Below are 25,110 nucleotides of genomic sequence, written 5' to 3' on the forward strand. Positions count from 1 at the left end.
GGACAGCGCGGCGATCCGCCGGCCGCTTACTCTCGCGCGGAGCTGGCGCACGCGCGAGCGCCGGCGCGGGAGGGGTACGTGCCCGTGGGCCCGGCGCCATCCTCGTCGTCCAGCGTCTCGGCATGCGCGGCGCGGATCTGCTCGTAGAAGCCGCGCGCTTCCGGTGGCTGGAACAGATGGCGCGGATAGCCGCAGAAGAGTGACGCATCACTTTCGGCGAGCAGCGCGTTCCACAGGCTTTCCAGGTGGACGGCATCGGCGTACCGGCCGCGCTCGCACAGCACGCCGACCATCTCGCCATAGGCTGCCACGCGCTTGTGACCCGTGGCCAGGCTGGCGAGGGCCGCGCCCACGACCTCACGGAAGCGGGCCTCGTCGGGACGGCCGGCCAGGCACAGGCTGTCGAGGGTGGCCTCCGCATCCAGCACCAGCAGTTCGCCGCGGTCCGGCCCGAAGGGTCTTCCATGGACATGGCAGCGGTGCAGCTCGATGGTGAGATCGTGCGCCAGTTCCGGCCTGGCGATCACCAGCGCCGGGTGGCCCGCGCGCAGGGCAGCCTCGACGTAGCCCGTGACGCTCGCACGCACCGCACCCGCGTCCCGATAGAAAAGGACGGTGTGCCGGCAAGTGTGGAAATCGGGGGCCATCAGGGCCTGTCGCTTGCTCCGGGGTCGGGAGGTTCGGGGGCGGGCGGTCCGGGAAGACCGGCTGGCTCGCCTCGGGGGTGATGCGGCTTCCGGGCGAGTCGAAAGGCCGATCGGCGGCGTTGGCGTCGCACCGTGGGTGCTTCCTGCCGCCTGCGGTGAGCCTAACTCGCGCCGCAGGCGGGGCCCTGTAGGACGGAGGCGCCAGGATGTTCGGCCGGCGGGTGCCCTCCCGCTGGGGCAGCCGGGCGCGGGCGGGCCGCCCTGGTCCGCCCTGCCGTCAGGCCGGCTGGCTGGATATGGCCTGCGTCATGCAGCAGGACGATCGCATGCTTCAGCTTCTCGATGGCGATCTGGCGCAGGTAGGCCAGCTCGCGCAGCTGGTCCCTGGCGGGCGGGGTGCCCTCGCCGCGGTCGTGGCGCAGCCAGGCTTCGCCCACCGCGCGCTCGGTGGCGCGCGCGGCTGCATCGGCCGCCTTCCAGGCGTCGTAGGCGTCGTCGACCGGGTCGTGGATGCGCAGCGCATCCGATGCGTTCCTTTCCGCCGCCGCTGTCCTGGTCCACATGTGCGCCTCGCTCGTTGTCGTGCCTCGGTCCCCGGCCGCGCATGCGCGCCGCCGGCCTGGTGTGTCGCAAGGGACACGCAAGCATCGGGCCTGCCGCGCCGCCGCCCGTCCCCTGGCAGTCGGTCCGGGGGCTGCACCACAATGACGTTTCCCCGCCGCATCGCAGCATGTCCCGCCTTCCCACCCTTCACATCGCACCCGCCAGCACCGGTGCCGCCCTGGGCCCGCAGCAGAAACGCTTCAACACCCTGATCCGCCAGATCGAGCAGGCGCGGGCGACGCTGGCGAGCTGGAACGAGAACATCCCGCTGTACCGCCAGGCGCACGGGGAGATGCTGGCGCCGCTGCGGCGCGAACTGCAGGCGAGCTCGCGGCAGTGGCTGTCCGCCCTGGACGCCCTGTGCGACGGGCCCGGCTGGACCCGGACCGAGCGCGCCACGCTGCGCGACCTGATCTGCGAGACCGCCTCGGCCATGCTCGGCGCGGGCGAGGACGACGACACGATCAAGGCCCTGTTCGACAAGCACTCGGAGGTGGACTTCGCGACGGAGCAGCGCGAGATCACCCTCGCCATGAAGGACTTCGCCGAGGAAATGACCGGCCTCGACCTCGGCGACGACGAGGGGATCGAGGACGAGGACGCGCTGCGCGCACGCGTGCGCAAGGCCATGGAGGAACGCGACGCGGCCGAGGAAGCCCGGCGCGCATCGAAGCCGGCGCGCAAGAAGAGCGCGGCGCAGCAGAGGCGCGACGCCGAGGCGCAGCAGGCCACGCAGTCGGTGCGCGAGATCTACCGCAAGCTGGCCAGTTCGCTGCACCCGGACCGCGAGACCGACGAAGGCGAGCGCGCCGCCAAGACCGAGCTGATGCAGCAGGTGAACCAGGCCTACGCCGCCGGCGACCTGCTGGCGCTGCTGGAACTGCAGTTGCGCATCGAGCAGATCGATGCGAACCACGTCGCCGGCGCGAGCGAGGCGCGACTCAAGCACTACAACAAGGTGCTGGCGGAGCAGCTGGCCGAACTCAGGCAGGAGATCGAGGACGCCCAGGTCGCCTGGAGCGTCGAATTCAACGTGCCGCCCTTCATGCATCGGGACCCGCGCCGGCTGGGCGACGAGCTGGAACGCACCCGGCGCGCCTGGCGCGGGGAGCTGGCCCGCCTGGAAAAGGATGTACGCCTGTTCGCCGACGTGGCGGCGACCAGGCGCTGGCTCAAGCGCCAGCGGGCGCGGCTGGCCGAGGACGATCTCGACCTGCCGTTCTGAGCGCGCACGCTTAGGTTCGGTTTTTTCTGAGCAACCTGCAGCAGACCGCTGCTTTTTCCTGGGGCCTCGCGGCACTACCCTGGGTCGCCTGACTGTTCCGCATAGGAGACCCCATGAGAAAGACCCTCGCCCTGTTCGCTGTCGTCCTCACCCTGGGACTGACGCTGGGCCTCGACGCCGAGGCCCGGCGCCTGGGCGGCGGCAAGTCCGCCGGGATGCAGCGGCAAAGCGTGACCGCGCCGGCCCACAACAGCGGTGCCGCTGGCAGCCCCGGAACGGCCGCCCCGGCCGCCGGCGTCCCCGCGGCCGCTGCCGTTCCCGGCGCCGCTGCGGCCACGGCCAAGCGCAGCTGGATGGGGCCGGTCGCCGGTCTCGCGGCAGGATTGGGCATCGCGGCGCTGGCCTCGCACTTCGGCTTCGGCGAAGCCCTGGCCAACATGCTCACGATGGCGCTGCTCGCGATGGCGGTGCTGTTCGTGATCGGCCTGGTGCTGCGCAAGCGCGCCGCGAGCCAGGGCGGGGCGCTGGCCGGCGCCGGCGGTTCGGGTGGCCTGCTGCGCCAGCAGCCGCAGGACGCCGCCTTCCGTGACGCGCGGCCTGCCATGCCCGCCGGTGGCGCATCGGTCATCGGCTCGCGCCTCGGTGGCACGGGCCAGCCCCTCGCCGGCGCGGGTGCGACGGGCCACATCCCGGCGGGCTTCGACGTCGCTGCGTTCGAACGCAATGCGCGCGACCAGTTCATGGCGCTGCAGGCGGCCAACGACGCCAGGGACCTGGAGCGCCTGCGCGACTACCTGTCGCCGGAGCTGTTCGACGAAGCTCGCGCGGAGATCGCCGGTCGCGGCGACGCGCCGCAGAAGACCGAGGTGTTCGGCCTGAACGCGCAGGTGCTCGACGTCGCCGAGGAGGACGCGCGCTACGTCGTGAGCGTGCGCTTCACCGGCAGCGTGCGGGAAGAGGCGGCGGCGATGCCGGAAGACCTGCACGAGGTGTGGCACCTGACCAAGCCGAAGAGCGGCATGGGCGGATGGGTGATCGCCGGGATCCAGCAGGAGGGGTAGGTAAAGGCCGGGGGCAGCCCTCACCCCGGCCCTCTCCCAGGGGGAGAGGGAGAGGGATCAGTGCTTCGACGCTTCCACCAGCTGCAGCACCAGCGGGTGATGGATGCGCCGCTCCGCCGAGATCAGGTGGAAGTGCTCCACCACCTCCGGGGTTTCGCCGAGCAGGCGCATGCGCTTGTCCTGCAGCAGTTCCTCCTGCGACCAGCGCGAAGCAGGGAAGGCGCCCATGCCGCTGCGGCCGAAGGCGGCGAGCAGGGCGCTGTCCTCGAACTCGCCGGCGATGTGCGGGCGCAGGCCCTGGCGCTCGAACCACTGGTCCAGCCGCGCGCGCACGGCGGCATGGTGCGTGGGCAGCAGCACCGGCAGCTCGCCGAGGCAGGCGGGGAAGGGCTGCCGGCACTTCCTTGAGACCTCGGCCGGCGCGTACCAGGCCATCGGCGCCTCGCCCAGTGCATGGCCGTACAGGCGCAGGTTGGGATTGGGCGGCGCCGGCCGGTCCGACAGCACCGCGTCGAGCCGGTGCAGCGCGAGGTCCGCCAGCAGGCGATCGAATTCGTCCTCGTGGCACAGCAGGCGCACGCGCGCATCCTCCAGCGCCGGCTGCAGCAGGTGCCGCACCACCAGCTTGGGCAGGCCGTCGGAGATGCCCACGGCCAGCCGCAGCCCCTGGCCGGTGGCGGCGTCGCGCACGGCGGCGGGCACCTGTTCGCCGAGCTGGAAGATCTGGTCGGCGAGCGCCATCGCCGCCACGCCGGCCTCGGTCAGCACGATGCCGCGGCCGGACGGCTTGAACAGGGAATATCCCAGCGACTGCTCCAGCGCGCGCACCTGCGCGCTCACCGTCTGCACCGCCATGTCCAGCCGCTGCGCCGCGCGCGCCATGCCGCCTTCCTTCGCGACGACCCAGAAGTAGTGCAGGTGGCGGTAGTTGAGGGGCGTGGACATGGGGGGGAGTGTGCCGCGGAGGGCCGACCCGCAGCTCCACTATGCTGCGCACATGACGGTGAACCCGCAGCCCTCCGCTTCCCTCGCCCAGCGCTCGCTCTGGTCCGTCTTCCTGCCCCTGCTGCCCTTCATGCTGTCGGTGTTCGACGGCTTCCTGGCCATGGGGATGGCGCTGCCGGTGCTGCCACGGCACGTGCACGACGTGCTGGGGCAGGGCACGGTGATGGTGGGCGTGGTGATGGGATGCCAGTACGCATCCTCGCTGTTCGGGCGGATGTGGGCCGGCGGTCTGTCGGATGCACGCGGGCCGCGGCGGGCGGCGCTGTGCGGGCTGGCAACCGCCTGCGCGGTGGGCCTGCTGTACCTGGCTTCGGCGCCGCTCGCGCTGTCGTCGCCCGCGCTGTCGCTCGGCCTGCTGATGGTCGGGCGGCTGCTGACCGGGATCGCCGAGAGCTTCCTCGTCACGGGCACCATGGCCTGGGCCCTGGCGCGCGTCGGCACCATGCACGCGGGCAAGGTGTTCGGCTGGATCGGCGTGGCGCTGTTCGGCGGGCTGGCGATCGGGGCGCCGATCGGCACGGCGCTGAACGCGCAGTTCGGCCTTGCCGGCGTCGCCTGCGCGGTGCTGGCCGCCGGGCTGGTCGGCCTGGCCGGCACCAGCTTCATCGCGGCCGCGCCGCCCAGCCTGCACGCGCGGCTGCCCTTCTTCGACGTGCTCAACGCGCTCAAGCTGCCTGGGCTGGGCCTGACCCTGTGCTGCGTCGGCTACGCGATGATCAACACCTTCGCCGTGCTGCTGTTCGTGCAGCGCGGCTGGGAGGGCGGCGCCTTCGCGCTCACCAGCATGGGCGCGGGCTTCATCGCGGCCCGGCTGCTGGTGGGGCACCTGCCCGACGTGGTCGGCGGCGCCCGCGTGGCGCTGTACTGCGTGCTGGCCGAGGCCGTGGGCCTGGCGTTGATCTGGGCCGCGCCGCACCCGGCGCTGGCGTGGCTGGGCGCCGCGCTCACCGGCGCCGGCTACGGCATCGGCTTCCAGGGCTTCGGTGTCGAAGCGGTGAAGCGCTCGCCGCCGCAAAGCCGGGGCGCGGCGATGGGCGCGTATGTGCTGTTCCAGGACATCACGATGGGCATCGCGCCGCCGCTCAACGGCTGGCTGGCCCGCGTCGCCGGTCTCGATGCGGTGTTCCTCGGCGGGGCGGTGGGCGCGCTGGGTGCGGCACTCGTCGCGGCGCTGATCCTGCGCCAGCGCGGCTGAGGCAGGCCCGCGGCAGCCGGCCGGAATGGCCGGGCGGCGCGCCACCGCAGAGCGCGCCCCTTTGCTAGGATGGTTCATTGCGCCGCTTTCACCTGCCGGGCCGAAGGTTTGAGCGAATCCGGATGGAGGGTCTGCCATGGATGAAGCCGCAGCCGACGGCTCGTTGCGGTCGACGGGTGTCCCCGGGCTGGACGGCATCCTGGGCGGCGGCCTCACGCCGCACCGCATCTACCTGATCGAGGGCGAGCCCGGCGCCGGCAAGACGACCACCGGCCTGCAGTTCCTGCTCGAGGGCGCGCGGGCCGGCGAGAACGTCGTCTACATCAGCCTGGCCGAGACGCGCGACGAACTCACCGCCGTGGCCGCTTCCCACGGCTGGGACATCAGCGGCATCCACGTGCACGAGGTGCTGCCCGACGAGGACCTGCTCGGTGCCAGCGACCGGCCCATGTTCCACGCCTCGGAAGTGGAGATGGCGGACACCCTGCGCACCATCCTGCAGGTGGTCGAGGACCGCAAGCCCTCGCGCGTCGTGCTGGACTCGCTGTCCGAGCTGCAGCTGCTGGCGGACACGCCGCTGCGCTACCGGCGCCAGGTGCTGGCGCTCAAGAAGTTCTTCTCGCACCGCCACTGCACGGTGATGCTGCTGGACGACCGCACCGCCTCCGCGGCCGGCGACCTGCAGGTGCGCAGCATCGCGCATGGGGTGATCCAGCTCGAACACACGGTGAAGGACTACGGCACCGAGCGGCGCCGCCTGCGCATCGTGAAGCACCGCGGGCGCGACGTGGTCGGCGGCCTGCACGACTACAACCTGGTGCGCGGCGGCATGGTGGTCCATCCGCGGCTCGTGGCTGCCGACACGCGCAGCATCCAGGCCCGCGAGCAGCGCACCACCGGCCTGCCGCAGCTCGACTCGCTGCTGGGTGGCGGCATCGAGGAGGGCACCAGCACGCTGATCGTGGGCCCGCCGGGGTCGGGCAAGTCGTCCCTGGCGGCGCAGATCGCGGCGGCGGCCACCACGCACGGCGATCGGGCGGCGATGTTCCTGTTCGAGGAGACGGCCAGCAGCGTGCTGCACCGCGCCGACGGCATCCAGCAGCCCCTGCGCGACGCGCTCGCCGGCGGCCTGCTGACGATGCAGCAGGTCGACCCGGCGGAGCTGTCGCCAGGCCAGTTCTCGGCGGCGGTGGCAGCCGCCGTCGCCAGCGGCGTGAAGGTGGTGGTGATCGACAGCCTCAACGGCTACCTGAACGCGGTGCCGGAGGAGCGCTTCCTTTCCATGTACCTGCACGAGCTGCTGACCTACCTGGCGCAGCACAAGGTGGTGACGCTGCTGGTGGCCGTGCAGCAGGGCATGCTGGGGGGCAACATGAGCAGCGCACTGGACGCCAGCTACGTGGCCGACAACGTCCTGATGCTGCGCTACTTCGAGCTCGCGGGCCAGGTGCGGCAGGCCATCTCCGTCTTCAAGAAGCGCGGCAGCGGCCACGAGCGCACGATCCGCGATTTTTCGCTCACCTCCGCCGGCATCCACGTGGGCGAGATCCTCAGCGGCTACCGCGGCGTGCTGAGCGGGGTGCCGGTGCCGGTGGAACCACACCCTGCCGGCGCGCCCTGATGGACGAAACGGTCCTGGTCTTCACCGGCTCGCCGCGCGAGGGCGCGACGGCGTGCCGCGTGCTGGCCTCGGCCGGGATTGCCGCGGCCGTGGCCGCCGATGGCGGGGAACTGCACGCGCGGCTGGCCGAAGGCATAGGCGCCCTGCTGCTGGTCGAGGAAGTGCTCGCCGACGGCGTGCTGGATGCGCTGACGCAGCACGTCGCCGCGCAGCCCGCCTGGTCGGACCTCCCCATCCTGCTGATGACGCGGCGCAGCGCCGAATCGCCCGAACTGCGGCTGGTGTTCGAGCGGCTGGGCAACGTGACGCTGCTGGAGCGGCCGGTGCGCACCATGACGCTGGTCAGCGCCGCCCGCTCCGCCTTGCGCGGGCGCCACCGCCAGTACGAGGTGCGCGCCCTCAACGAGCGCAAGGACCAGATGCTCGCCACGCTGGCGCACGAACTGCGCAATCCGCTGGCGCCGATCCGCAACGTCGCCGAGGTGCTGCGCCGGCGCTATCCGGCACCGGAAACCGGCAAGCTGCTGTCGATCGTGGACCGCCAGCTCAGTCACCTCACGCGGCTGGTCGACGACCTGCTCGACGTGGCGCGCATCAACAGCGGCAAGCTCGAACTGCGGCGCGCGCACACCAGCACGGCCGACGTGGTGCAGCACGCAGTGGAGATCGCCACCGACGCCCTGACCGCGCGCTCGCACCGCCTCGTGGTGGAGCAGCCGGAGCCCGAGGTGCTGCTGGGGGACCACGTCCGCCTGGTGCAGAGCGTGGCCAACCTGCTGGTGAATGCCGCCAAGTTCACCGCCCCCGGGGGCGAGATCCGGCTGCGCGTGCGCACGCAGGGCGAGGTGGCGGAGTTCGCGGTGAGCGACAACGGCCGCGGCATCGCGCGGGAGGAACTGGACGCGATCTTCGCCATGTTCCGGCAGTCGCGCCTGCCGGGGGAGCCCTCGACCGGGCTCGGGCTGGGCCTGCACCTGACGCGCGCCTTCGCCGAACTGCACGGCGGCAACGTGCGCGCGCACAGTGCAGGCCTGGGCCACGGCAGCGAATTCACCGTGTCGCTGCCGATCGTGGTCCGGCCGGCGCCCGCGGCGGAGCCCGGGCCGCAGGCGCAGTCGCAGCCGCGGCTGCAGAAGGTGCTGGTGGTGGACGACAACGTCGACGCCGCCACCACGCTGGAAACGGTGCTGAGCCTGGCGGGCTTGCAGGTGGCGGTGGTCCACGACGGCGCGGCGGCCGTGCAGCACGTGTGCCGCGAAGCCGTGGACGCGGTGGTGATGGACATCGGCATGCCCGTCATGAACGGCTATGAAGCCGCACGCGAGATCCGGCGCCTGCTCGCGGACCGCCGGCCGCTGCTGGTCGCGCTCACCGGCTGGGGCCAGTACGCCGACAAGGCGCTGGCGGCCGATGCCGGCTTCGACTTCCACTTCGTCAAGCCGCTGGCGATCGCGGACTTGCTGGCCTGCCTGTCGGCGCCGCGCGCGCAGACCGCGGCGTGCGGCGAAGATTCGGCCTGAGACGCTCGCGCGGACTGCACGCGGCCGGGCCTTTTTCCCACGCCGCCGGCCTTGCAGGCAGAGCAAGGTGGGACCATGGTCCACACACGCTACACCCGCAGCTCGGGACTCTGCCTCACCTACGACATCTCCGCCAGCGAGCGGGGCAGCTACAGCGTCTGGCTGGGCGACAAGGAACTGATGCGCGGCCAGGATTCGCTCACCGCCCGCGGCAAGCGCTGCGCGCCCAACAAGCGCAAGGCCGCCGGCGCGATCCACGAGGCGAAACTGGCGATCGAGAGCCTGAGCGGCATGCCCGAATGCTGAGGGCATACCCGCAACGGGATGCGCCTCCCAATGAGGTACCATGGGCCTGCCCGACGTGATCAAGACGTCAACCAGGCCTCTTCCCTTCCCGCCGCTGCCGGCGAGTCGTTGTCGAATCCCGCACCGTTGATCTTCTTGGCGTGTCGCACCGCGCTGGCGCGTCGCCGCGCGGTTTTCGCAGAAGGACAAGGAGACTCATGGCACCCAGGCATCACGACCCCGTGACGGTCGGCAAATACCTCGTATCGCCCATCATCCGGCTCCTGGACAACGGCTGGTACGCCTGTTCCGTGTCGATCCGCTCCGGCCGCGGCCAGCAGACCACGGACCGCGTGCTGCGCCTCACCCGGCTGTTCCGCGATGCCGTCACGGCGGCGGACTATGCCCTGGCCGAAGGCCTGCAGTGGATCGTCGGCACGCGCGGAGCCGTCCGCCCCGCCTGATACTGAGCGCAACCAGCCGACAAGGAGGACTGCACGATGGCCAAACCCAACTACGGTTTCGAGAAGCGGCAGCGCGAGCTGGCCAAGAAGCGCAAGAAAGAGGAAAAGGCCCTGAAGAAGGCCTCGCCCGGCGACGCCAACGAGAACGACCCCGCCTCGCCCGCCCCGCCGGCCGAAGGCGCAGCGCCCCAGCAGCCGCAGGAGTGAGGCGATGCCCCCGCGCACACCGGTGAAGGACGACGTCAAGACCCGGATCCGCTCCGGGGGGCTGCGCTACGAATCCAAGTCGGTCGGCACGGCCTTCCCGGGCGCCTACGGCGCCACCATGAGCTGCTTCCACTGCGGCCGCCACATGCCGCGGTCGCGCCTGGTGGCCTTCAAGTTCGCCGGCGCGCAGCAATACCGCTGCCGCGACGGCTGCTAGCCCTCGGGGCTCCCCCCGGGGCTACTTCGCCGCCTGGGCCGCAGGCGCGGCCTGCGGGCCGTGCGCGGCCGGCACCAGCTTCGTCACCACGAACACGACGGCGAGCACCACCGCCACCCCCAGCACGATCCAGCGCACGCCCAGCCCCCGCGGCTCCGGCGGCACGAAGCCGCGCGTGCGGTCCTCCTGGTCCTCGACGATCTCGTTCATCCTGCGCCCTCCTCCCTCGCGGGTGTGATCCCTCGTTGGCCGCATTAGGACAGCGCACGCAAGGCCAGCGCAAGCACGCCGGCGCGCCGCGTGGGCGATCCGCCACATCGCGCGGGGCGCCAACTTTTTTTTCACGCCGAAAGCCTGTGGAGCGTTCCGGCACAACCTGGACCTTATCCACATCGGCGGCCGCGCCGGCCAGGTTGTCCAAGTTTGTAGGACAGCTCCGACGCACGGCTGCCCACAGGGGTCGAGCATCCGCAGGTGCCTGTGGCCACAAGGCAAAAGTGCGGTTGTCCACAGATCGGTGCGGTCCTTATCTACTACCACTACCTTTCAGGAAATACCTTCAATACCAAGTCCGGGGAACCGCAGGCAGGGCGGCGCAAGGGGGGCTTGAGTCCTGGCGCGCTTGGCGTACATTGCGCCCCTTCACGAACGAACGGAGGGGATCCGATGCTCACGCTGGTGGCGGGACTGGTGCTGTTTCTCGGCGCCCATTCCGCGCGCATCTTCGCCGAGGGCTGGCGCGCGGCCATGATCGCCAGCGTCGGCGACAAGCCGTTCAAGGGCGTGTACTCGCTGGTGTCGATCGCCGGCTTCGTGCTGGTCGTGGTCGGCTACGGCCTGGCGCGGCAGAGCCCGGTCGTGATGTGGAGCCAGCCGCCGGTGTGGACGCGCCACCTCGCCGCGCTGCTGACGCTGCTCGCCTTCGTGCTCGTGGCCGCGGCCTACGTTCCGGGCAACCAGCTCAAGGCGAAGCTGCACCACCCGATGATCCTCGGCGTGAAGGTCTGGGCAGTGGCGCACCTGCTGGCCAACAACACGCTCGCCGACCTGGTGCTGTTCGGATCCTTCCTCCTGTGGGCGGTGCTGGACTTCCGGGCCGCGCGCCAGCGGGATCGCGCGCAGGGCACGGTGTATCCCGCCGGCAGCGTCCCGCGCACGGCCGTTGCCGTCGTGGCGGGCGCCGTGGCCTGGGCGGTGTTCGCGTTCTGGCTGCACCGGGCGCTGATCGGGGTGAGCCCGATGGGGGTGTAAGGCCCAGCGCGCAGGAGGAGCGCCTGCCTCGGCCCGCGCTGCGTCTTCGCCTGCAGTTCGTCGACCCGGGTGGCGCTGCCGGCGCAAACCTCTACCATCGGGGGTCACCCGCATCAGAGTTCACCCATGCAGCATCTTCCCGCGCTCGCGCACGTCTCCATCGGCACCAACGACTTTCCGCGCGCCAAGGCCTTCTACGACGCGGTGCTGGCCACGCTGCAGATCGAGTGCCTGGAAGACACCGAGGACGGTTCCGGCTACGGCCGCAGCGCGCCGGAGTTCTGGGTCGGCTTTCCCCATGACGGAGCCGACGCGGCACCCGGCAACGGCGTGCACGTGTGCTTCCGCGCCCACTCGGTGGAGGAGGTGCAGGCCTTCCACGCGAAAGCGCTCGAGATGGGCGGCCAGGACGAAGGCAAGCCGGGGCTGCGGCGCGAATACGCCGACAACTATTACGCGGCTTTCGCGCGTGACCTGGATGGGAACAAGATCGAGGCGGTGTTCTTCGTGGCGCAGTGAAACGGGGACCCTCACCCCGGCCCTATCCCGCAAGCGGGAGAGGGCGCAAAACTGCTGAGGCATCGGCGATCCCCTAGAAAGCACCACGCCCGGGCCCGGACCTGTCCGACAAGGGGGCGCTGGCGGCGTTCGCAGAATGGGTTCATCCACGGAGGAAGAAACGTATGGATGAACCGAAGGCGGAGCGGCCGCTGGCCGTGGTGACGGGGGCTTCGTCCGGCATCGGCTACCACCTGGCCCGCCTCGCTGCCCAGCATGGCTATGACCTCGTCGTGGCGGCCGACACGCCGCTGGCCGACGCGGTGCGGGAATTCGAGGCGCTGGGCGCGAACGTGCAGGCGGTGCAGGGCGACCTGGCCAGCACCGAGGGCGTGCTGCACCTGATCACGGCCATCGGCGAGCGCGAGGTCGATGCCCTGATGGCCAACGCCGGCCACGGGCTCGGCGGCTCCTTCCTGGCGCAGGACTTCGACGAAGTGCTGCACGTGATCAACACCAACATCGTCGGCACCGTGCACCTGGTGCAGCACATCGCCCGCGGCATGGTGGCGCGGGCGCGCGGCCGCATCCTGATCACCGGCTCGGTGGCGGGCTTCATGCCCGGGAGCTTCCAGGCCGTCTACAACGGCACCAAGGCCTTCATCGATTCGTTCGCGCTGGCCCTGCGCAACGAGCTCAAGGGCACCGAGGTGACCATCAGCTGCCTGATGCCGGGGCCGACCGACACCGAGTTCTTCGAGCGCGCCGACATGAGCGACACGCGGGTGGGCCAGGGCCGCAAGGCCGACCCGGCGCAGGTCGCGCGCCTGGGATTCGCGGCCATGCTCAAGGGCGAGGCCGACGTGGTCGCGGGCCTGAAGAACAAGCTGGAAGTCGCGATCAGCAAGGTGATGCCGGCGCAGGCGGTGGCCCAGATGCACCGCCGCCTCGCCGAGCCCAAGGGACAGTCTTAGTCGAAACAGGTTCAGGACAAGGAGGACAGCATGAGCCACAAGTACCACCCCTCGGAGCAGGACAAGCAGACCGGCCATTCGGGCAAGGCGCAGAACGACACCAACAAGCTCGGGAAGGGCCAGGCCTCGCAGGTCAACGAGGGTCAGCGCACGCCCGAGAGCCGCCATGACCGCGAGGACCACATCGGCAACAACCAGGTGAAGATGCGCCGCGGCACGACGCAGGGAACCACCAGCCAGCAGCCGCCGATGCATTCGGCGCGCGGCCAGACCAAGAAGGGGATGTGAGGCGCCGCGACCCTGCGCGGCGGGGCTTCTAGCCCTGCTCCGCGCGGGGGGCGCTGCCCCGGGCGACGGGCGCGAGCAGTTCGCAGAAGTCGAAGCACTGGCGCAGCCCGAGCTGGCAGCCCTGGGGATGCCAGCGGCCGTCGGCCAGTTTCACGAAGAACTGCTGCCCGGTGAGAAGCGGACGCAGCACGGGATCGAAGGCCTCCAGCGTTTCACGCGCGAGTTTCGCGGCGACGACGCTGCCGGTGGCAAAAGGATCCGTGGCGGTTGCGATGGGCATGGCGAGGCATTCTCCTCACTCCCTCAACGGCCGCGAAGCCCCTACGTTGACAATGCAGTCCCCCGGCAACAGTCCTGCGACGTAAAGCCGGGTGTCAGTGCTGCGAAAGTCTCAGAGGTGCACGCCGATGCGGCGCGGGAACAGCTCGCGTTCGAGGAACTTGAGCATGTTGGTCCATTCGCGCCGCGTGCTTTCCTCGATCGCGAAGGCATGGCGGCTGGCGCCGAGTTCGTGCCTCACGGTGATTTCGCACGTTTGCGGCGTGCTCGGGGCGATGTCCACCGTGACGCGCGTGCTCTCGTCGGAGAAGGCCAGCACGCTCAGGTCGAACACCAGCCGGCGCGGCCGGGTGATCTCGATGTAGCGGCCGCTGTGGACCACGTTGAAGACGCTTTCGTCGCCCTCGGCGGCGTTGCGCCGCTCGATGACGGTGAAGGCGCCGCCGACCTCGGGCTGCAGTTCGCACTGCATCACGGTGCCGGCGCGGCTGCGGAAAAGGAAACGGGAAGCCTGCCAGGGGGTGAGCCACGCATCGAACACCCGGTCGGCAGGGGCGCAATAGCGATGTGTGACGCTGACGACGACCTGACTGCTCATCCGTGCTTTATCTCTTGACAGGCCATTGCCTGTCAAGCCTGACAATCATGTAAGCGGCATCAACGTGTGACATCCGGCAGCTCGATCTTCACTTCGAGCACTTCCAGGTTGTCCTGGCGCTCCACGTTGACCTTCAGGTGCGCCGCATCGATCTTCACGTACTTGCTGATCACGGCCACCAGGTCGCGCTGCAGCGCCGGCAGGTAGTCGGGCGAGCCGCCGGGATTGCGGCCGCTGCGCTCGTGCGCCAGGATGATCTGCAGCCGCTCCTTGGCCACGCTGGCCGTGCGTTTCTTCTCCCCGAGCAGGAAGCTCAGCAGGCTCATGCCTTCCTCCCGAACAGGCGCTTGAGGAATCCGGCCTTCTCCGGGTCGACGAAGCGCAGCGGCCGGTCTTCGCCGAGGAAGCGCGAGACGACGTCGAGGTAGGCTTCACTCACGTCGGTGCCCTTGAGGTGCACGGCGGGCGTGCCCTGGTTGCTCGCCTGCAGCACCGATTCGGATTCGGGGATCACGCCGATCAGCGGGATGCGCAGGATGTCCTGGATGTCCTCCAGCGACAGCATGTGGCCGGCGTCCACGCGGTTCGGGTTGTAGCGCGTGATCAGCAGGTGTTCCTTGATCGGCTCCTTGCCCTCGATGGCGCGCTTCGTCTTGCTCGCCAGCATGCCCAGGATGCGGTCGGAGTCGCGCACCGAGGAGACCTCCGGGTTGGTCACCACCAGGGCCTCGTCGGCGAAGTGCATGGCCATCAGGGCGCCGGTCTCGATGCCGGCGGGCGAATCGCAGACGATGTAGTCGAAGCCCATGCCGGCCAGGTCGTGCAGCACCTTCTCGACGCCCTCCTTGCTCAGGGCCTCCTTGTCGCGGGTCTGGCTGGCGGCCAGCACCGACAGGTTGTCGTTGTGCTTGTCCTTGATCAGCGCCTGGTTGAGGGTGGCCTCGCCGTGGATCACGTTGACGAAGTCGTAGACCACGCGGCGCTCGCAGCCCATGATCAGGTCGAGGTTGCGCAGGCCGACGTCGAAGTCGATGACGGCCGTCTTGTGCCCGCGCAGGGCGAGGCCGCTCGCGAAGCTGGCGCTGGTGGTGGTCTTGCCCACCCCGCCCTTGCCGGAAGTGACGACGATGATCCTTGCCATGGAGGCTCCTTTACGGGTTCAGCGGCAGCATGACCAGCTTCTCGCCCTCGAGGCGGATCTGGGCCGGCTTGCCGCGCAGGGTGTCGGGCAGCGGGTGTTCGCTGGTGCGGTACACGCCGGCGATGGAGACCAGTTCGGGCTCCAGGCACAGCGTCAGGATGCGGGCTTCGGCATCGCCGCGCGCGCCGGCGATCGCCTTGCCGCGCAGCGGTGCATAGACATGGATGTGGCCGTCGGCGATGACCTCGGCGCCGGCATTGACCATCGCCAGCACCACGACGTCGCGCCCGCGCGCATAGACCTGCTGGCCGGAACGCAGGGGCTTGTCGATGACGAGGGCGGAGGTGGAAGCTGGCGGTGCCTGCACCGCGACCGGCTGCGCAGGTGCCGGCTGTTCCTCCCTCTCCCTGCGGGAGAGGGCCGGGGTGAGGGCAGCGTCCTGTGCGCTCGCGAGCCCCGCTGCGAGCGCGGCTTGCATCTGGCTCGGGGTTCCGCTCTTGACGGCCACCGGCATCACCCGATAGCGCTTCAACAGCCCCACGAGCCGTGCGAAGTCGATCTCGCCTTCGCCCGCCGGCGCCAGGTCGATCACCATCGGGTCGTGGTCGAAGAACTCGGATTGCTCCCCGAAGCGGCCTTGCAGGTCCTGCTCCAGCAATTGCAGGTCGGAAGACTTCAGCAGCAGCGCGACGAGGGGGAGGTTCGCGCTCTTGATCTCGAACGTGGCAGGCGTGCGGCCTGCGAGGGCAACGGTCATTCGGTGAGGCGGTGAAAGCGCGCGCAGTTTAGCAGTGAGGTGTAACGCTTCGGTAGCGAGACGACGAGCGTTGTACGCAGTTGCGTCATCGACGCGCAGAAGGGGACGCAGAAAGCGCGCGCAGCGCGCTCCTTGGGAGCCCTGGATTCCCGCCTTCGCGGGAATGACGAGGGACGGTGGGTCGCCTGCGGCGCGGGAGGCGTCCTACGCTTGCTGTTGTCCCCTGCGGGTCGGGGCAGCGGCCGGCGAGGCCCACACTGGCTGCATGCGACAGGAGTTGCCCATGATGACCCCGCACCACCCCTCCCACTGGCTCGGCGTCGCCGTGGTCCTGCTGCTGGCCCTGATGGCCTTCGAGGCCTATGGCCAGCCGCCGAACCACGAGCTGAGCGCCAATGCGACTGCAGTGTTCCAGGGCCGCCCCGCGATGGCGGGGGCGCAGGCCGGGCTCGGCGCCCTGGCCGGGCCGCCGCAGGGCGGCATCGGCCTGCAAGGCTCCGACGGCGCCGGCCGCAACCTGCGCCGTCCCTGGGTGATCGAGCAGCAGATGAATCCGCTGCCGCCAGTGGCCTGCGCCGACCTTCCGCGCACCTCAGCGTCCGAAGAGCCGCTGTGCCTGCCGCAGGTCGGCGACGAACGCTTCGAACGCCGGCTCTCGCTGCTCGGGATCACCGCGGAGCAGCGCGGACGGATGTAGGGTCACCAGAACTTCCAGGCCGTCCGGCCGCGGCAGCCACTGGCCGCGGTTGGCCAGCACCGGAACGGCGCGCCCCAGCAGCGAGCGCGCCGCACTCGCGCCCAGGGCCACCAGGCCCGCGGGCCTGACCAGCGCGATCTCGTCTTCCAGCCAGTGATGGCAGGCGGCGATCTCGCGCTGCGTCGGGCTCTTGTGGATGCGCCGCTTGCCGCGCAACTCGAACTTGAAGTGCTTGACGGCGTTGGAGACGAAGGTCTGCTCGCGCGGGATCTGTGCTGCTTCCAGGGCGCGGGCCAGCAGCTTGCCGGCCGGGCCGATGAAGGGATGGCCCTGCAGGTCCTCCTGGTCGCCGGGCTGCTCGCCCACGAGCATCAGCCGGGGCTTGAGCAGCCCCTCGCCGATCACCGACTGGGTGGCGATCTCGCCGATCGGGCACTCGCGGCACGCCATGGTGGCGGCCTTGAGCTGGGCGAGCGTCCTGATCTGCGGGTCGGGCGGTCGCGCTCGCTCAGGCATGCGCCGCGGAACGGTCGTGCGGTGCGAACACGCGCTCGTAGCAGTCCAGCCATTGCGCCTCGCCGGCGTCGTTGCCCGGCAGCTCCCCGGAGGGAACCCCGGGGCCGAACAGCAGCTGGCCCTCCTCGCAGCGCACGCTGCGCTCCGGCGTGAAGAGGGCCCAGCGCGCGGCCGCAAGTCGCTTGGCAAGCCAAGGCGCCACCGCCTCGATCACGTGGTGGGCCGGCTCGTAGCAGCCCACCTCGAGCGGCTGGTCCAGCCCGTCGCGGATCGCGTGCATGCGCAGGTTGGCCTTCATCTTGTGGATGTCGCGCCGGACCGCGTGTGCCATGTGCTGGGCCTGCAGCATGTCGGCGTCGAGGGGGTCGTTGCGCAGGTTGGGCTCGTGCACCAGCCGCCACAGCAGCCGGTACAGCAGCGAGAAGCGCGCGACGTCGCGATGCAGCACCACGAACTCGCACAGCCGGGTGAAGGAGGCCGGCACGATCGCGGTGGCGGCGCGGGCGACGTTGCGCGGCCGGCTCGCCTGCGGCAGTTGCGGATCGGTGAAGGGGTCACCGGGCGGCTCGAGCTCCCACTGGACCTCCTCGGGAGGGACCTGGTGCGCGAGCAGCTGCCTCGCTTCGGAACGGAAGCCCGCGAGATCGGTCTGCCCTGCCAGCTTGACTTGCATTTCCGAACCCGTGTGCATGCGTTCAGCCTCGCGTTCGGGACGAGCGCGCGGCAGCCTGGGGGCGGGGCGGGCGTTTGGCGGCCGGGCGTTTCGATGCCGCCTTGGCGGTCGGGCGTTGCGGCTTCTTCGCGGTGCTTGCACGGGGAGAACCGTCGGACGTGCGGCGAGAGCCGTCATTCCCGCGCAGGCGGGAATCCATGGCCTGCGCCTTCGCTTCGCGCGCGTCGCGCGCGCTCTGGGTCCCCGCCTGCGCGGGGATGACGGCAGAGGCCGCGCGGGTGGCGGCCGGCGAACCGGGGACGACGGCTCGCGCCGCCGGTGCCTCCAGCGCCGGCCACACCGTGGCCAGCTCCAGCCATTGCTGCCAGCCGCGGGTCATCCACTCGGAGGCGATGGCGTTCCAGCGCGCTGCCGCTTCCCAGCTGCCGAACGGGTCCAGCCATTGCAGGCCGGGCGCGATGCTGTCGGTGCGTGTCTGCATGCGATCCATTGTCAGTACCTCCTCGCTTCCTGTGCTCTCACGGTATGCAATTGCTTCATGCGTGGACCTCCCGCTTGCGCGTGCGAACTTCCATCTTCAGGTACAGCAGGGCGCCGGCCACCAGCGGCGTCAGGTAGAACAGCGCGCGGTAGGCGAGCAGCGCGCCCAGCAGCTGGTGCTCGGGGATGCGGTGCGACAGCAGCGCGATGAACACCGCCTCCGTCACGCCGAGTCCCGCAGGGATGTGCAGCATCACGCCGGCGATGGCCGCCATCAGCAGCACCGTCAGCGCGGTCGGATAGTCGACCTGGCCCTGCAGCAGCATCCAGGGCACGGCCGCCATGGTCATCCAGTGGGTGCAGGAGATGGCCAGTTGCGCGAACGCCATGCGCAGCGTCGGCAGGTCGACGTCGTGGCCGCGGATCGTCCAGGAGCGCACGCGCGAGAAGCCGCAGAGGGTCAGGTACACGATCGCCACGGCCAGCAGCCCGACGCCGACCAGGCGCAGCTCCTCGCTGTCCACGCCCCAGTTCGGCGGCAGCTGCAGCGGCGCGATCGTGAACACCAGGCCCGCCAGCAGGATGTAGCCGATCCAGTTGGTGATGAGCGACAGCGTGATGATCCGCGTGATGTTGCCGTAGCGCAGGCCGAGGCGCGAATACAGCCGGTAGCGCAGCCCGATGCCGCCCACGAGCGAGCCGAGGTTGAGGTTGAAGGCGTAGCAGACGAAGCTGACCAGCATCACCTTGCGCCGGGCGATCGCGTGGCCCGTGTAGTGGCGGCCCACCAGGTCCATCAGGCTGTAGACCAGGTGGCTCACCGCCGCCAGGCCGAGCGCCTTGAGCAGCACCTCGCGCGGCAGCTCCAGCACGCTGGTCTTGACCTGCGCCCAGTCCACCGTGCGCGCGTAGCGCACGAGCAGGAAGCCGACCACCAGGATGAAGCCGATGCCGACCACCCGCTTGACCCACGGCCAGGACCAGTGGTGCCGCATCAGGCCTTCTCCTTCAGGCCGACGAAGGCGGGTGCCAGCGGCTTGCCCTGGCTCGGTGCCGTGGGCAGCAGGCGCGGCACGTGCCGCGGCAGCCAGGCGGCCCAGCGCGGGTAGCGGCGCGTGAAGTGGTAGGCCAGGAAGCTTTGCACCAGCGACCAGCCCTGGAGCTCGCCCAGGCTTTCGACGGTGATCTCGTTGCAGGCCCGGCGCATCAGCTTGTCGAGCTTGGCCGCCAGCGTCTGCGTGAAGCTGCGGTCGCGGATGATGACGTTGGCCTCGAGGTTGAACAGCAGGCTCATCGGATCGAGGTTGCTGGAGCCGACGGTGCACCACTGGTCGTCCATCACGGCCACCTTGCCGTGCAGCGGCCGCTCGCAGTACTCGTAGATCTTCACGCCGGCGCGCAGCAGGTGGTGGTACAGCATCGTGGAGGCGGTGCGCACCCAGGGCATGTCCGGCTCGCCCTGCAGGATCAGCCGCACGTCCACGCCGCGCCGCGCCGCCCGCTTGAGTTCCTTGATGAAACGGTAGCCGGGGAAGAAGTAGGCATTGGCGATGACGATGCGCTTTTTCGCCGAGCGGATCGCGATGCGGTAGTGCCGCTCGATGTCGTCCATGTGGCGGCGGTTGTCGCGCACCACGAACATCGCCTCGGCGCTGCCGGCGTGCGCCTGCTGGTCGGGCGTGCCGCGCCACTGCTTGCGCCAGCGCCACCACTGGCGCTTCTGCCGCTGGTGGCGCAGGCCCTCGGCCAGTGCGGTGTGGCAGAAGCGGTGGATCTCCGACACCAGCGGGCCGTGGATCTCCACGGCGTAGTCCTGCTTGGCCTCGGGCCCGTAGTCCGCCAGGTGGTCGGCGGAATAGTTGATGCCGCCCACGAAGGCGACTTCGCGGTCGACCACCACGATCTTGCGGTGCATGCGCCGCAGCAGGTGCGGGCGCAAGCCGAACGGACGCGGCCCGGGATTGAACGAGTGGATGCGCACGCCGGCGGCGCGCAGCGGATCGAGGAAGTGCGCCGACAGGTCGGGCGAGCCCCAGTCGTCGATCGTGATGTCGACCTGGGCCCCGCGGCGCGCGGCGGCGATCAGCGCTTCCTGCAGCTGCAGGCCCACCTTGTCCTCGAACAGGATGAAGGTCTCGACGATCACCTCGCGCTTGGCGTTGGCGATGCAGGCGAACACGCGCGGAAAGAACTCCTCCCCGTTTTCCAGCAGGGTGAAGTCGTTGCCGGGGATCCAGCGGCGGTCCATCGGAATCTTCACAGGTGGATTTCGGCCACGAGCGGGGCGTGGTCCGACAGGTGCGACCAGGGCTTGCGCGGCAGCACCACCGGCAGGTGCACCGAGCAGTTGCGCACGTAGATGCGATCCAGCGAGAGCACCGGGAAGATCGCCGGGAAGGTCTTGGCGGGCTCGCCGTAGGCCGTCACGAAGATCTCGCGCAGGCCGGCCTCGCGCCACAGGATGTCGTTGGCGCGCCGGCGCCAGTCGTTGAAGTCGCCGGCGACGATCAGGGGCGCGGCGGCCGGCACTTCCGTGTGCGTGATCTGGCACAGCAGGTCCAGCTGCTGCTGCCGGTGCGCCTCCGCCAGGCCCAGGTGCACGCAGATCACGTGCACCTCCTTGTCGTAGCCGGGGACCTTCAGCACGCAGTGCAGCAGCCCGCGCTTTTCCGGCCCCGCGATCGACACGTCGTGGTTCTCGTAGTGGACGATCGGGAACTTGGACATCACGGCGTTGCCGTGGTGGCCCTTCGGATAGACCATGTTGCGGCCGTACGCGTGCTGCGGCCAGATCTCGTCGGCCATGAATTCGTAGGGCGGCGTCTCCGGCCAGTCGGCGATCTTCCTGCTGTGCTCCTCGTGCGTGCCCAGCACCTCCTGCATGAACACCACGTCGGCGCCGACCTTGCGGATGGCGTCGCGCAGCTCGGGAAGGATGAACTTGCGGTTGAAGGTCGTGAAGCCCTTGTGGATGTTGACGGTCATGACGGTCAACTGCGGGGCCTTGCCTTCCGGGGGCATGTCGCTCATGTCCATGGGCGCTTCGATCTGTCTCGTTGTGGGAGTGACTTTTGTAAGTGCCCAGCTGGAGCGGTGAAGTAGGACGGCAGGCCAAGTCTTTGTGGCGTGCGGCGGGTCGGGATGTGGCGCACCGCTGATGCGCAGTTCCGCTGCGCGGCCTTGTGCGCGTGTAGGATCGACGCCCGTGCGCCTGCAGGTGGGCGCCGCACGCAGGCGTAGGTCGCATCCTCTTTTTGCGTCCGCGCGCCGCGGGCGGCAGAGCCAGCTCCCCGGGCGAGGAGCGCATGAACACACTGCGTCCCCATGAAAAGTACGACGATCCTGCTGGCCGGTGTCCTGCTGGCCGCCACCGGTCCGGCGCTGGCCGTGGACCTGAAGCCCCGTGGCGCCTCCATCGAGGTGGGTGTCGGGCAGGAGGGCAGCCGCATGGCCGGCATCGGCCTGGTCTGGGACTGGGACTTCGAGCGCCTGCGCCGGCACGCGGAACTCACGGCGCACACCGAGGTGCTCATTAACCGCTGGCGCTACGACGCCGTGGGCGGCGGCAGCGACGAGCTCACGCAGCTGGTGCTGCTGCCGACGGTGCGCATGCGGCTGGCGCGCGGCGCTTCGCCCTGGTTCATCGAAATGGGCGTCGGCGTGAGCTACCTGGACCGCGACTACGTCACGCCCGGCAAGCAGTTCAGCACGCGCTGGAATTTCTACGACGTGCTGGGCGTCGGCCACACGTTCGGCGGCCGCGACGGCCGCCACGAGCTGGGGCTGCGCTGGAACCACACCTCCAACGCCGGCATCCGCAATCCGAACCCGGGCCAGAACTTCTTCCAGCTGCGCTACGTGCACCGGTTCTGAGGGCCGGCCCCGGCAGGCTCTTCGACAGGGGCCCACACCGGCGCGGCAAGTCCTACGGCTGCTGTCACCCCTGGCCGATATGGCCGGGGTGGGGTCGTTCCAAACTGGATCACACGCACCCGGCGCCATGCCGGGCATCCACTACACACTGATCAGTACGGAGCATTCCATGAAAAAGACCTCTCTGACGCGAGCCCTGTTCGTTGCCGGCGTGATGGCCGCGGCCGGTGGCATGGCCCAGGCCGACGCCATCTTCTACCCGGACGGAACGCATGTGGAACTGGGCGCGAACGCGGTCGAGAACGGCACCGCCGCCGCGGTGCTGGCGCGCAGCAGCACGACGGCGCCGAGCCAGGACGCCCTGCTCGCCATGGGCGTGCTGGCCGACCAGAACGGCTCGATGATGGCTTCGAACGACCTGTCGGTCGACACGACTTCGCTGGGCGCCGGTCCTGCGCGGCTGACCACCACGACGGTCACGACCACCACCCCGGTGTACGTCTTCCCGAACATCAACTTCGACCGCAGCACCGTGCTGGCGGCGCCCCACCCGATGATGTCGCACGCGCGCGCGATGGACATGGACCGTACGGCGGCCGCGACCTTCGACACGCCGACGCGGGCGGGTGAAATGAGCACCATGACGTCCGGTGCGCCCAACATGGTGACGACCAACGAGCAAGTCGCCACGCTGCCGGCGCCGGTGGTCGACACCACCTCCCTGGGCGCGGGCCCGAGCTACCTGGGCAGCAGCACCTGGTACGGCACGCCTTCCTACGGCGTGGACAACGGCATCGGCACCTCGCCGAGCCAGAACAACTGCGGCCTGCGCGGCAACCACCCCTGCGGCTACCTGCCGAACTAAGCGATCCCCTGGTGCGCAATAAAAAAGCCCGGCCGAGGCCGGGCTTTTTGCTGCGCTTTCGAAGCGGATCAGCCGTGTTGGCGGCCGAAGTGGTGGCCGTGGCCGCGCTTGCCGCCCATGCGGCTGGCGAAGCGCAGGCCGACCTGGTCGAACACCTTCTGCTGCTCGGGATTGAGCTGGGCGTAGAAGGTCTTGGTGGCATCCATGCGCTTGTCCATGGCGGCCGCGCGCTGGGCCCGCAGCGCCTTCATGCGGTCGATACGCTCGGGCGTGGTCAGCTGGCGGAAGCCGGCGCGGTCCGCGTGCTGACGGGGCGTCGGCTTGATCGCCGCCGTCCAGGCTTCCCAGGCGCCCTCCTGGCCGCGGGAGATCTGCAGCTTGTCCTTCAGCTGGCCCAGGCGCTTGGCCATGCGCTCTTCCATCCGGGCGCGCATGCGCTCCATGCGGGCCGGGTCCATGCGGCCGTGCTCGCCCTGCATCGTGTGCGGGGCACCCGGACCGGCGGCAGGCGCGGCGGGGGTCTGCGTCTGGGCCACGGCGCCGAGGCCGAGCCCAGCCAGCAGGGTGGCGGTCAGCAGGGTGCGGTGCAGTGTCTTCATGTCGAGTCCTTTCGTTGAGGGGGCGGGCGTGCTTGCCTGTTGCCATGCAGTCTGAGCAGTGGATGTGTACCGGCCATCGCGCCGCCGTTGCGGCTGTGTAAAGAATCCAGGCTCTGCGCTGCGCTGGGGTGTACAAGCCGGGTCGAAGCGGTCCTACGGGAAGCGTCCACTGCCAGCGACGCTGCAAACGGCCGGGCAGGTTGACAGTCACTGCCAGCAGTTTCGCTTTTGCATTCACGGGGCTTCGCAGGGACCCCGAGCCGCGGCAAGAAGCCGCAAGGAGTACACCATGAGGTACCAGGCTTTCGTGCGGGCGGTGGCCGGAGTGCTGGCGACCACCGTGATCGGCGCCGGTGCGGCGCTGGCGCAGTCGCAGCCGCAACCGCAGGTGATGACGGACGCAGCCCCGCTGCCCGCCACCGAACGATCCAGCCTCGGCGCTGTGATCATCATGGACCAGCCGGTGCTGGCGCAGCGCGAGGCCATGCAGGCCGCGCAGGAGCGCAACGGCGTCGACACGCGCGCCCTGGGCGCCGGCCCGACGCGCATCATGCGCGACGCGCAGACGCGCGACCAGCTGGAGCTGCAGCGGGCGCTGGATGAGGCGCTGCGAAGGGAACAGCAGTTGCCGAAGTGACGGAGTGAACCGTCATCCCCGCGCAGGCGGGGACCCGGGGCGTTGGGAAACTCGCCGCGCGCGGCGAGCATCGGGAGCCCTGGATTCCCGCCTTCGCGGGAATGACGGAGGGGGATGCGGGAATGACGGAGGGCGATGCCGGTGGACGGAGGGCGATGCCGGAATGACGTGCCTGCCTTAGCCCGCCAGTTCATCGAGGATCGGGCACTCCGGGCGCTCGTCGCCGTGGCAGCAGTGGATCAGGTGCTGCAGCGTGCGCTGCATCGCCTGCATCTGCGCGATGCGCTGGGCCAGGTCGTCGGCGTGCTTCTGCGCGATGCGCCGCACGCTGGCACTCGCGCGCCGGCGGTTCTGCCACAGGCCGACCAGTTCGCCGATCTCCTCCATCGAGAAACCGAGTTCGCGCGCCCGCTTGATGAAGCGCAGCGTGTGCACGTCGGCCTCGCTGTACTGGCGGTAGCCGCTGTCGGTGCGCGCCACGCGGGCCAGCAGGCCCAGCCCCTCGTAGTGCCGCACCATCTTGGCCGACACGCCGGACTGGCGCGCCGCCTCGCCGATGTTCACCGGCCAGTCGGTGCTGCTCGCATCCCGCTTCAAGCGGCGACCTTGTAGCCTTCTTCCTCGATGGCGCGGGCAATGGCCGCGGGGTCCTGCTGCGACTGCACTTCGACCTTGCCGCTGGCCAGGTCGACCTTGACCTCGGCCTGGGGATCGACCGACTTCACGGCCTCGGTGACGGCGCCGGCGCAGTGGCCGCAGGTCATGCCCTCGACCTGGAAGGTCTGGTTCATGGGGTTTCCTTTCGGTTGGGGTGGGAACGATGGGTGAAGCTTGAACCCTGCCACCATGGTAAGGTCAATCCCGCAACGTGCGACCCTTCGCCCGGCCGGGTTGATCCGCATCAAGGCTTGACCTTCCCATCATGGCAAGGTCG

General features: G+C 70.0%; 35 protein-coding genes. 17 read left to right on the forward strand and 18 right to left on the reverse strand.

The window, feature by feature from the left end:
- Positions 1-26: 26 nt before the first annotated feature.
- Both JI746_RS10980 and JI746_RS10985 read right to left on the reverse strand, forming a co-directional pair.
- A complete protein-coding gene (locus tag JI746_RS10980; RefSeq protein WP_201689417.1) occupies positions 27-647 on the reverse strand; it encodes an MEDS domain-containing protein in 621 nt (206 codons plus the stop codon).
- 161 nt (positions 648-808) lie between these two features.
- Positions 809-1,210 (reverse strand): hypothetical protein, encoded by a 402-nt coding sequence (locus JI746_RS10985; RefSeq protein WP_201689419.1) that lies wholly within the window; start codon positions 1,208-1,210, stop codon positions 809-811.
- 167 nt (positions 1,211-1,377) lie between these two features.
- Between JI746_RS10985 and JI746_RS10990 the strand changes: the two genes are divergently transcribed.
- Together JI746_RS10990 and JI746_RS10995 are read left to right on the forward strand one after the other, a co-directional pair.
- A complete protein-coding gene (locus JI746_RS10990; protein WP_201689421.1) occupies positions 1,378-2,475 on the forward strand; it encodes a J domain-containing protein in 1,098 nt (365 codons plus the stop codon).
- 113 nt (positions 2,476-2,588) lie between these two features.
- Complete coding sequence (locus tag JI746_RS10995) at positions 2,589-3,536, forward strand: Tim44 domain-containing protein (protein ID WP_201689423.1); 948 nt, start codon at positions 2,589-2,591, stop codon at positions 3,534-3,536.
- A gap of 57 nt (positions 3,537-3,593) precedes the next feature.
- Here JI746_RS10995 and JI746_RS11000 read toward each other — a convergent pair whose 3' ends face one another.
- On the reverse strand, positions 3,594-4,481 hold the full coding sequence (locus JI746_RS11000) for a LysR family transcriptional regulator (protein ID WP_201689425.1): 888 nt from the start codon (positions 4,479-4,481) through the stop codon (positions 3,594-3,596).
- A gap of 52 nt (positions 4,482-4,533) precedes the next feature.
- Between JI746_RS11000 and JI746_RS11005 the strand changes: the two genes are divergently transcribed.
- The 7 genes from JI746_RS11005 to JI746_RS11035 all read left to right on the forward strand — a co-directional run bounded on the left by JI746_RS11005 (position 4,534) and on the right by JI746_RS11035 (position 10,050).
- Positions 4,534-5,736, forward strand: coding sequence for an arabinose transporter (locus JI746_RS11005; protein WP_201689427.1), 1,203 nt, complete (start codon positions 4,534-4,536; stop codon positions 5,734-5,736).
- Between the two features lie 136 nt (positions 5,737-5,872).
- Positions 5,873-7,357 (forward strand): ATPase domain-containing protein, encoded by a 1,485-nt coding sequence (locus JI746_RS11010; RefSeq protein WP_201689428.1) that lies wholly within the window; start codon positions 5,873-5,875, stop codon positions 7,355-7,357.
- The gene (locus tag JI746_RS11015) at positions 7,357-8,877 is read left to right on the forward strand and encodes a hybrid sensor histidine kinase/response regulator (protein ID WP_201689429.1); all 1,521 of its coding nucleotides are present in this window, start codon (positions 7,357-7,359) and stop codon (positions 8,875-8,877) included. The genes JI746_RS11010 and JI746_RS11015 overlap by 1 nt, the downstream gene beginning before the upstream one ends.
- Positions 8,878-8,952: 75 nt before the next feature.
- Positions 8,953-9,183: a hypothetical protein gene (locus JI746_RS11020; RefSeq protein ID WP_201689430.1), complete on the forward strand. Its 231-nt coding sequence runs from the start codon at positions 8,953-8,955 to the stop codon at positions 9,181-9,183.
- Positions 9,184-9,380: 197 nt separating this feature from the next.
- Complete coding sequence (locus JI746_RS11025; RefSeq protein WP_201689431.1) at positions 9,381-9,626, forward strand: hypothetical protein; 246 nt, start codon at positions 9,381-9,383, stop codon at positions 9,624-9,626.
- 36 nt (positions 9,627-9,662) lie between these two features.
- The gene (locus JI746_RS11030) at positions 9,663-9,833 is read left to right on the forward strand and encodes a hypothetical protein (RefSeq protein WP_201689432.1); all 171 of its coding nucleotides are present in this window, start codon (positions 9,663-9,665) and stop codon (positions 9,831-9,833) included.
- A gap of 4 nt (positions 9,834-9,837) precedes the next feature.
- Positions 9,838-10,050 carry a hypothetical protein gene (locus tag JI746_RS11035; protein ID WP_201689433.1) on the forward strand — a complete coding sequence of 71 codons (213 nt, stop codon included), beginning with the start codon at positions 9,838-9,840 and terminating at the stop codon, positions 10,048-10,050.
- Positions 10,051-10,071: 21 nt separating this feature from the next.
- On the opposite strand, the gene JI746_RS11040 is transcribed toward JI746_RS11035, so the two are convergent.
- Complete coding sequence (locus JI746_RS11040; protein ID WP_201689434.1) at positions 10,072-10,260, reverse strand: hypothetical protein; 189 nt, start codon at positions 10,258-10,260, stop codon at positions 10,072-10,074.
- Between the two features lie 456 nt (positions 10,261-10,716).
- On the opposite strand from JI746_RS11040, the gene JI746_RS11045 reads away from it, so the two are divergent.
- The 4 genes from JI746_RS11045 to JI746_RS11060 all read left to right on the forward strand — a co-directional run bounded on the left by JI746_RS11045 (position 10,717) and on the right by JI746_RS11060 (position 13,061).
- Entirely contained in the window at positions 10,717-11,301 is a 585-nt protein-coding gene (locus JI746_RS11045) for an NnrU family protein (protein ID WP_201689436.1), read from the forward strand.
- Positions 11,302-11,427: 126 nt separating this feature from the next.
- Positions 11,428-11,820 carry a VOC family protein gene (locus JI746_RS11050; RefSeq protein WP_201689438.1) on the forward strand — a complete coding sequence of 131 codons (393 nt, stop codon included), beginning with the start codon at positions 11,428-11,430 and terminating at the stop codon, positions 11,818-11,820.
- A 164-nt stretch (positions 11,821-11,984) separates the two neighbouring features.
- Positions 11,985-12,773 carry an SDR family NAD(P)-dependent oxidoreductase gene (locus JI746_RS11055; RefSeq protein ID WP_201689440.1) on the forward strand — a complete coding sequence of 263 codons (789 nt, stop codon included), beginning with the start codon at positions 11,985-11,987 and terminating at the stop codon, positions 12,771-12,773.
- Between the two features lie 30 nt (positions 12,774-12,803).
- Positions 12,804-13,061, forward strand: a complete 258-nt coding sequence (locus JI746_RS11060; protein ID WP_236599746.1) for a hypothetical protein — start codon at positions 12,804-12,806, stop codon at positions 13,059-13,061.
- A 28-nt stretch (positions 13,062-13,089) separates the two neighbouring features.
- On the opposite strand, the gene JI746_RS11065 is transcribed toward JI746_RS11060, so the two are convergent.
- The 5 genes from JI746_RS11065 to minC form a co-directional block, all read right to left on the reverse strand.
- Positions 13,090-13,341: a hypothetical protein gene (locus JI746_RS11065; protein ID WP_201689442.1), complete on the reverse strand. Its 252-nt coding sequence runs from the start codon at positions 13,339-13,341 to the stop codon at positions 13,090-13,092.
- A gap of 111 nt (positions 13,342-13,452) precedes the next feature.
- Positions 13,453-13,938 carry an SRPBCC family protein gene (locus tag JI746_RS11070; RefSeq protein ID WP_201689444.1) on the reverse strand — a complete coding sequence of 162 codons (486 nt, stop codon included), beginning with the start codon at positions 13,936-13,938 and terminating at the stop codon, positions 13,453-13,455.
- Between the two features lie 59 nt (positions 13,939-13,997).
- Positions 13,998-14,264, reverse strand: a complete 267-nt coding sequence (gene minE / locus JI746_RS11075; RefSeq protein WP_201689446.1) for a cell division topological specificity factor MinE — start codon at positions 14,262-14,264, stop codon at positions 13,998-14,000.
- Positions 14,261-15,079, reverse strand: coding sequence for a septum site-determining protein MinD (gene minD / locus JI746_RS11080; RefSeq protein ID WP_201689447.1), 819 nt, complete (start codon positions 15,077-15,079; stop codon positions 14,261-14,263). Before minD ends, minE begins: the two co-directional genes overlap by 4 nt.
- A 10-nt stretch (positions 15,080-15,089) precedes the next feature.
- Complete coding sequence (minC, locus tag JI746_RS11085; RefSeq protein WP_201689448.1) at positions 15,090-15,836, reverse strand: septum site-determining protein MinC; 747 nt, start codon at positions 15,834-15,836, stop codon at positions 15,090-15,092.
- 283 nt (positions 15,837-16,119) lie between these two features.
- On the opposite strand from minC, the gene JI746_RS11090 reads away from it, so the two are divergent.
- Positions 16,120-16,533 (forward strand): hypothetical protein, encoded by a 414-nt coding sequence (locus tag JI746_RS11090; protein WP_201689449.1) that lies wholly within the window; start codon positions 16,120-16,122, stop codon positions 16,531-16,533.
- On the opposite strand, the gene JI746_RS11095 is transcribed toward JI746_RS11090, so the two are convergent.
- The 6 genes from JI746_RS11095 to JI746_RS11120 are packed head-to-tail and all read right to left on the reverse strand — an operon-like array spanning position 16,429 to position 21,232.
- Entirely contained in the window at positions 16,429-17,049 is a 621-nt protein-coding gene (locus JI746_RS11095; protein WP_201689450.1) for a UdgX family uracil-DNA binding protein, read from the reverse strand. The two genes, JI746_RS11090 and JI746_RS11095, sit on opposite strands and share 105 nt — an antisense overlap.
- A complete protein-coding gene (locus JI746_RS11100; protein ID WP_201689451.1) occupies positions 17,042-17,722 on the reverse strand; it encodes a DUF4130 domain-containing protein in 681 nt (226 codons plus the stop codon). The genes JI746_RS11095 and JI746_RS11100 overlap by 8 nt, the downstream gene beginning before the upstream one ends.
- Positions 17,723-17,744: 22 nt before the next feature.
- The gene (locus JI746_RS11105) at positions 17,745-18,203 is read right to left on the reverse strand and encodes a hypothetical protein (RefSeq protein WP_201689452.1); all 459 of its coding nucleotides are present in this window, start codon (positions 18,201-18,203) and stop codon (positions 17,745-17,747) included.
- Between the two features lie 55 nt (positions 18,204-18,258).
- The gene (locus tag JI746_RS11110; protein ID WP_201689454.1) at positions 18,259-19,197 is read right to left on the reverse strand and encodes a lysylphosphatidylglycerol synthase domain-containing protein; all 939 of its coding nucleotides are present in this window, start codon (positions 19,195-19,197) and stop codon (positions 18,259-18,261) included.
- On the reverse strand, positions 19,197-20,450 hold the full coding sequence (gene clsB / locus JI746_RS11115; RefSeq protein WP_201689547.1) for a cardiolipin synthase ClsB: 1,254 nt from the start codon (positions 20,448-20,450) through the stop codon (positions 19,197-19,199). Before clsB ends, JI746_RS11110 begins: the two co-directional genes overlap by 1 nt.
- Positions 20,451-20,458: 8 nt before the next feature.
- A complete protein-coding gene (locus tag JI746_RS11120; protein WP_236599747.1) occupies positions 20,459-21,232 on the reverse strand; it encodes an endonuclease/exonuclease/phosphatase family protein in 774 nt (257 codons plus the stop codon).
- Positions 21,233-21,526: 294 nt separating this feature from the next.
- Here JI746_RS11120 and JI746_RS11125 point away from each other — a divergent pair, with 294 nt between their 5' ends.
- Both JI746_RS11125 and JI746_RS11130 read left to right on the forward strand, forming a co-directional pair.
- Positions 21,527-22,075 (forward strand): acyloxyacyl hydrolase, encoded by a 549-nt coding sequence (locus JI746_RS11125; RefSeq protein WP_201689457.1) that lies wholly within the window; start codon positions 21,527-21,529, stop codon positions 22,073-22,075.
- A gap of 169 nt (positions 22,076-22,244) precedes the next feature.
- Positions 22,245-22,940, forward strand: coding sequence for a hypothetical protein (locus tag JI746_RS11130; RefSeq protein WP_201689458.1), 696 nt, complete (start codon positions 22,245-22,247; stop codon positions 22,938-22,940).
- A gap of 68 nt (positions 22,941-23,008) precedes the next feature.
- On the opposite strand, the gene JI746_RS11135 is transcribed toward JI746_RS11130, so the two are convergent.
- Complete coding sequence (locus JI746_RS11135) at positions 23,009-23,539, reverse strand: Spy/CpxP family protein refolding chaperone (protein ID WP_201689459.1); 531 nt, start codon at positions 23,537-23,539, stop codon at positions 23,009-23,011.
- A 289-nt stretch (positions 23,540-23,828) separates the two neighbouring features.
- Between JI746_RS11135 and JI746_RS11140 the strand changes: the two genes are divergently transcribed.
- Entirely contained in the window at positions 23,829-24,176 is a 348-nt protein-coding gene (locus JI746_RS11140) for a hypothetical protein (protein WP_201689460.1), read from the forward strand.
- Positions 24,177-24,353: 177 nt separating this feature from the next.
- Here JI746_RS11140 and JI746_RS11145 read toward each other — a convergent pair whose 3' ends face one another.
- Positions 24,354-24,695 carry a MerR family DNA-binding protein gene (locus JI746_RS11145; RefSeq protein ID WP_201689548.1) on the reverse strand — a complete coding sequence of 114 codons (342 nt, stop codon included), beginning with the start codon at positions 24,693-24,695 and terminating at the stop codon, positions 24,354-24,356.
- Between the two features lie 74 nt (positions 24,696-24,769).
- Positions 24,770-24,967, reverse strand: coding sequence for a heavy-metal-associated domain-containing protein (locus tag JI746_RS11150; protein WP_201689461.1), 198 nt, complete (start codon positions 24,965-24,967; stop codon positions 24,770-24,772).
- Positions 24,968-25,110: the final 143 nt, after the last annotated feature.

Source organism: Ramlibacter alkalitolerans (assembly GCF_016722765.1).
Classification (GTDB): domain Bacteria; phylum Pseudomonadota; class Gammaproteobacteria; order Burkholderiales; family Burkholderiaceae_C; genus Ramlibacter; species Ramlibacter alkalitolerans.

Bases quoted from the DNA above. Each gene is read 5' to 3' on its own strand.
- JI746_RS11110 (WP_201689454.1), bottom strand. From the start codon at position 19,197: ATGCGGCACCACTGGTCCTGGCCGTGGGTCAAGCGGGTGGTCGGCATC.
- JI746_RS10990 (WP_201689421.1), top strand. From the start codon at position 1,378: ATGTCCCGCCTTCCCACCCTTCACATCGCACCCGCCAGCACCGGTGCC.
- JI746_RS11050 (WP_201689438.1), top strand. From the start codon at position 11,428: ATGCAGCATCTTCCCGCGCTCGCGCACGTCTCCATCGGCACCAACGAC.
- JI746_RS11125 (WP_201689457.1), top strand. From the start codon at position 21,527: ATGAAAAGTACGACGATCCTGCTGGCCGGTGTCCTGCTGGCCGCCACC.
- minE (WP_201689446.1), bottom strand. From the start codon at position 14,264: ATGAGCCTGCTGAGCTTCCTGCTCGGGGAGAAGAAACGCACGGCCAGC.
- JI746_RS11135 (WP_201689459.1), bottom strand. From the start codon at position 23,539: ATGAAGACACTGCACCGCACCCTGCTGACCGCCACCCTGCTGGCTGGG.
- JI746_RS11030 (WP_201689432.1), top strand. From the start codon at position 9,663: ATGGCCAAACCCAACTACGGTTTCGAGAAGCGGCAGCGCGAGCTGGCC.
- JI746_RS10985 (WP_201689419.1), bottom strand. From the start codon at position 1,210: ATGTGGACCAGGACAGCGGCGGCGGAAAGGAACGCATCGGATGCGCTG.
- JI746_RS11150 (WP_201689461.1), bottom strand. From the start codon at position 24,967: ATGAACCAGACCTTCCAGGTCGAGGGCATGACCTGCGGCCACTGCGCC.
- JI746_RS11005 (WP_201689427.1), top strand. From the start codon at position 4,534: ATGACGGTGAACCCGCAGCCCTCCGCTTCCCTCGCCCAGCGCTCGCTC.
- JI746_RS11065 (WP_201689442.1), bottom strand. From the start codon at position 13,341: ATGCCCATCGCAACCGCCACGGATCCTTTTGCCACCGGCAGCGTCGTC.
- minD (WP_201689447.1), bottom strand. From the start codon at position 15,079: ATGGCAAGGATCATCGTCGTCACTTCCGGCAAGGGCGGGGTGGGCAAG.
- JI746_RS11130 (WP_201689458.1), top strand. From the start codon at position 22,245: ATGAAAAAGACCTCTCTGACGCGAGCCCTGTTCGTTGCCGGCGTGATG.
- JI746_RS10995 (WP_201689423.1), top strand. From the start codon at position 2,589: ATGAGAAAGACCCTCGCCCTGTTCGCTGTCGTCCTCACCCTGGGACTG.
- JI746_RS11060 (WP_236599746.1), top strand. From the start codon at position 12,804: ATGAGCCACAAGTACCACCCCTCGGAGCAGGACAAGCAGACCGGCCAT.
- JI746_RS11020 (WP_201689430.1), top strand. From the start codon at position 8,953: ATGGTCCACACACGCTACACCCGCAGCTCGGGACTCTGCCTCACCTAC.
- JI746_RS11055 (WP_201689440.1), top strand. From the start codon at position 11,985: ATGGATGAACCGAAGGCGGAGCGGCCGCTGGCCGTGGTGACGGGGGCT.
- JI746_RS11000 (WP_201689425.1), bottom strand. From the start codon at position 4,481: ATGTCCACGCCCCTCAACTACCGCCACCTGCACTACTTCTGGGTCGTC.
- JI746_RS11140 (WP_201689460.1), top strand. From the start codon at position 23,829: ATGAGGTACCAGGCTTTCGTGCGGGCGGTGGCCGGAGTGCTGGCGACC.
- JI746_RS11120 (WP_236599747.1), bottom strand. From the start codon at position 21,232: ATGAGCGACATGCCCCCGGAAGGCAAGGCCCCGCAGTTGACCGTCATG.
- JI746_RS11095 (WP_201689450.1), bottom strand. From the start codon at position 17,049: ATGCCTGAGCGAGCGCGACCGCCCGACCCGCAGATCAGGACGCTCGCC.
- JI746_RS11070 (WP_201689444.1), bottom strand. From the start codon at position 13,938: ATGAGCAGTCAGGTCGTCGTCAGCGTCACACATCGCTATTGCGCCCCT.
- JI746_RS11015 (WP_201689429.1), top strand. From the start codon at position 7,357: ATGGACGAAACGGTCCTGGTCTTCACCGGCTCGCCGCGCGAGGGCGCG.
- minC (WP_201689448.1), bottom strand. From the start codon at position 15,836: ATGACCGTTGCCCTCGCAGGCCGCACGCCTGCCACGTTCGAGATCAAG.
- JI746_RS11100 (WP_201689451.1), bottom strand. From the start codon at position 17,722: ATGCAAGTCAAGCTGGCAGGGCAGACCGATCTCGCGGGCTTCCGTTCC.
- JI746_RS10980 (WP_201689417.1), bottom strand. From the start codon at position 647: ATGGCCCCCGATTTCCACACTTGCCGGCACACCGTCCTTTTCTATCGG.
- JI746_RS11105 (WP_201689452.1), bottom strand. From the start codon at position 18,203: ATGCAGACACGCACCGACAGCATCGCGCCCGGCCTGCAATGGCTGGAC.
- JI746_RS11145 (WP_201689548.1), bottom strand. From the start codon at position 24,695: ATGGTGCGGCACTACGAGGGGCTGGGCCTGCTGGCCCGCGTGGCGCGC.
- JI746_RS11090 (WP_201689449.1), top strand. From the start codon at position 16,120: ATGATGACCCCGCACCACCCCTCCCACTGGCTCGGCGTCGCCGTGGTC.
- clsB (WP_201689547.1), bottom strand. From the start codon at position 20,450: ATGGACCGCCGCTGGATCCCCGGCAACGACTTCACCCTGCTGGAAAAC.
- JI746_RS11010 (WP_201689428.1), top strand. From the start codon at position 5,873: ATGGATGAAGCCGCAGCCGACGGCTCGTTGCGGTCGACGGGTGTCCCC.
- JI746_RS11025 (WP_201689431.1), top strand. From the start codon at position 9,381: ATGGCACCCAGGCATCACGACCCCGTGACGGTCGGCAAATACCTCGTA.
- JI746_RS11035 (WP_201689433.1), top strand. From the start codon at position 9,838: ATGCCCCCGCGCACACCGGTGAAGGACGACGTCAAGACCCGGATCCGC.
- JI746_RS11040 (WP_201689434.1), bottom strand. From the start codon at position 10,260: ATGAACGAGATCGTCGAGGACCAGGAGGACCGCACGCGCGGCTTCGTG.
- JI746_RS11045 (WP_201689436.1), top strand. From the start codon at position 10,717: ATGCTCACGCTGGTGGCGGGACTGGTGCTGTTTCTCGGCGCCCATTCC.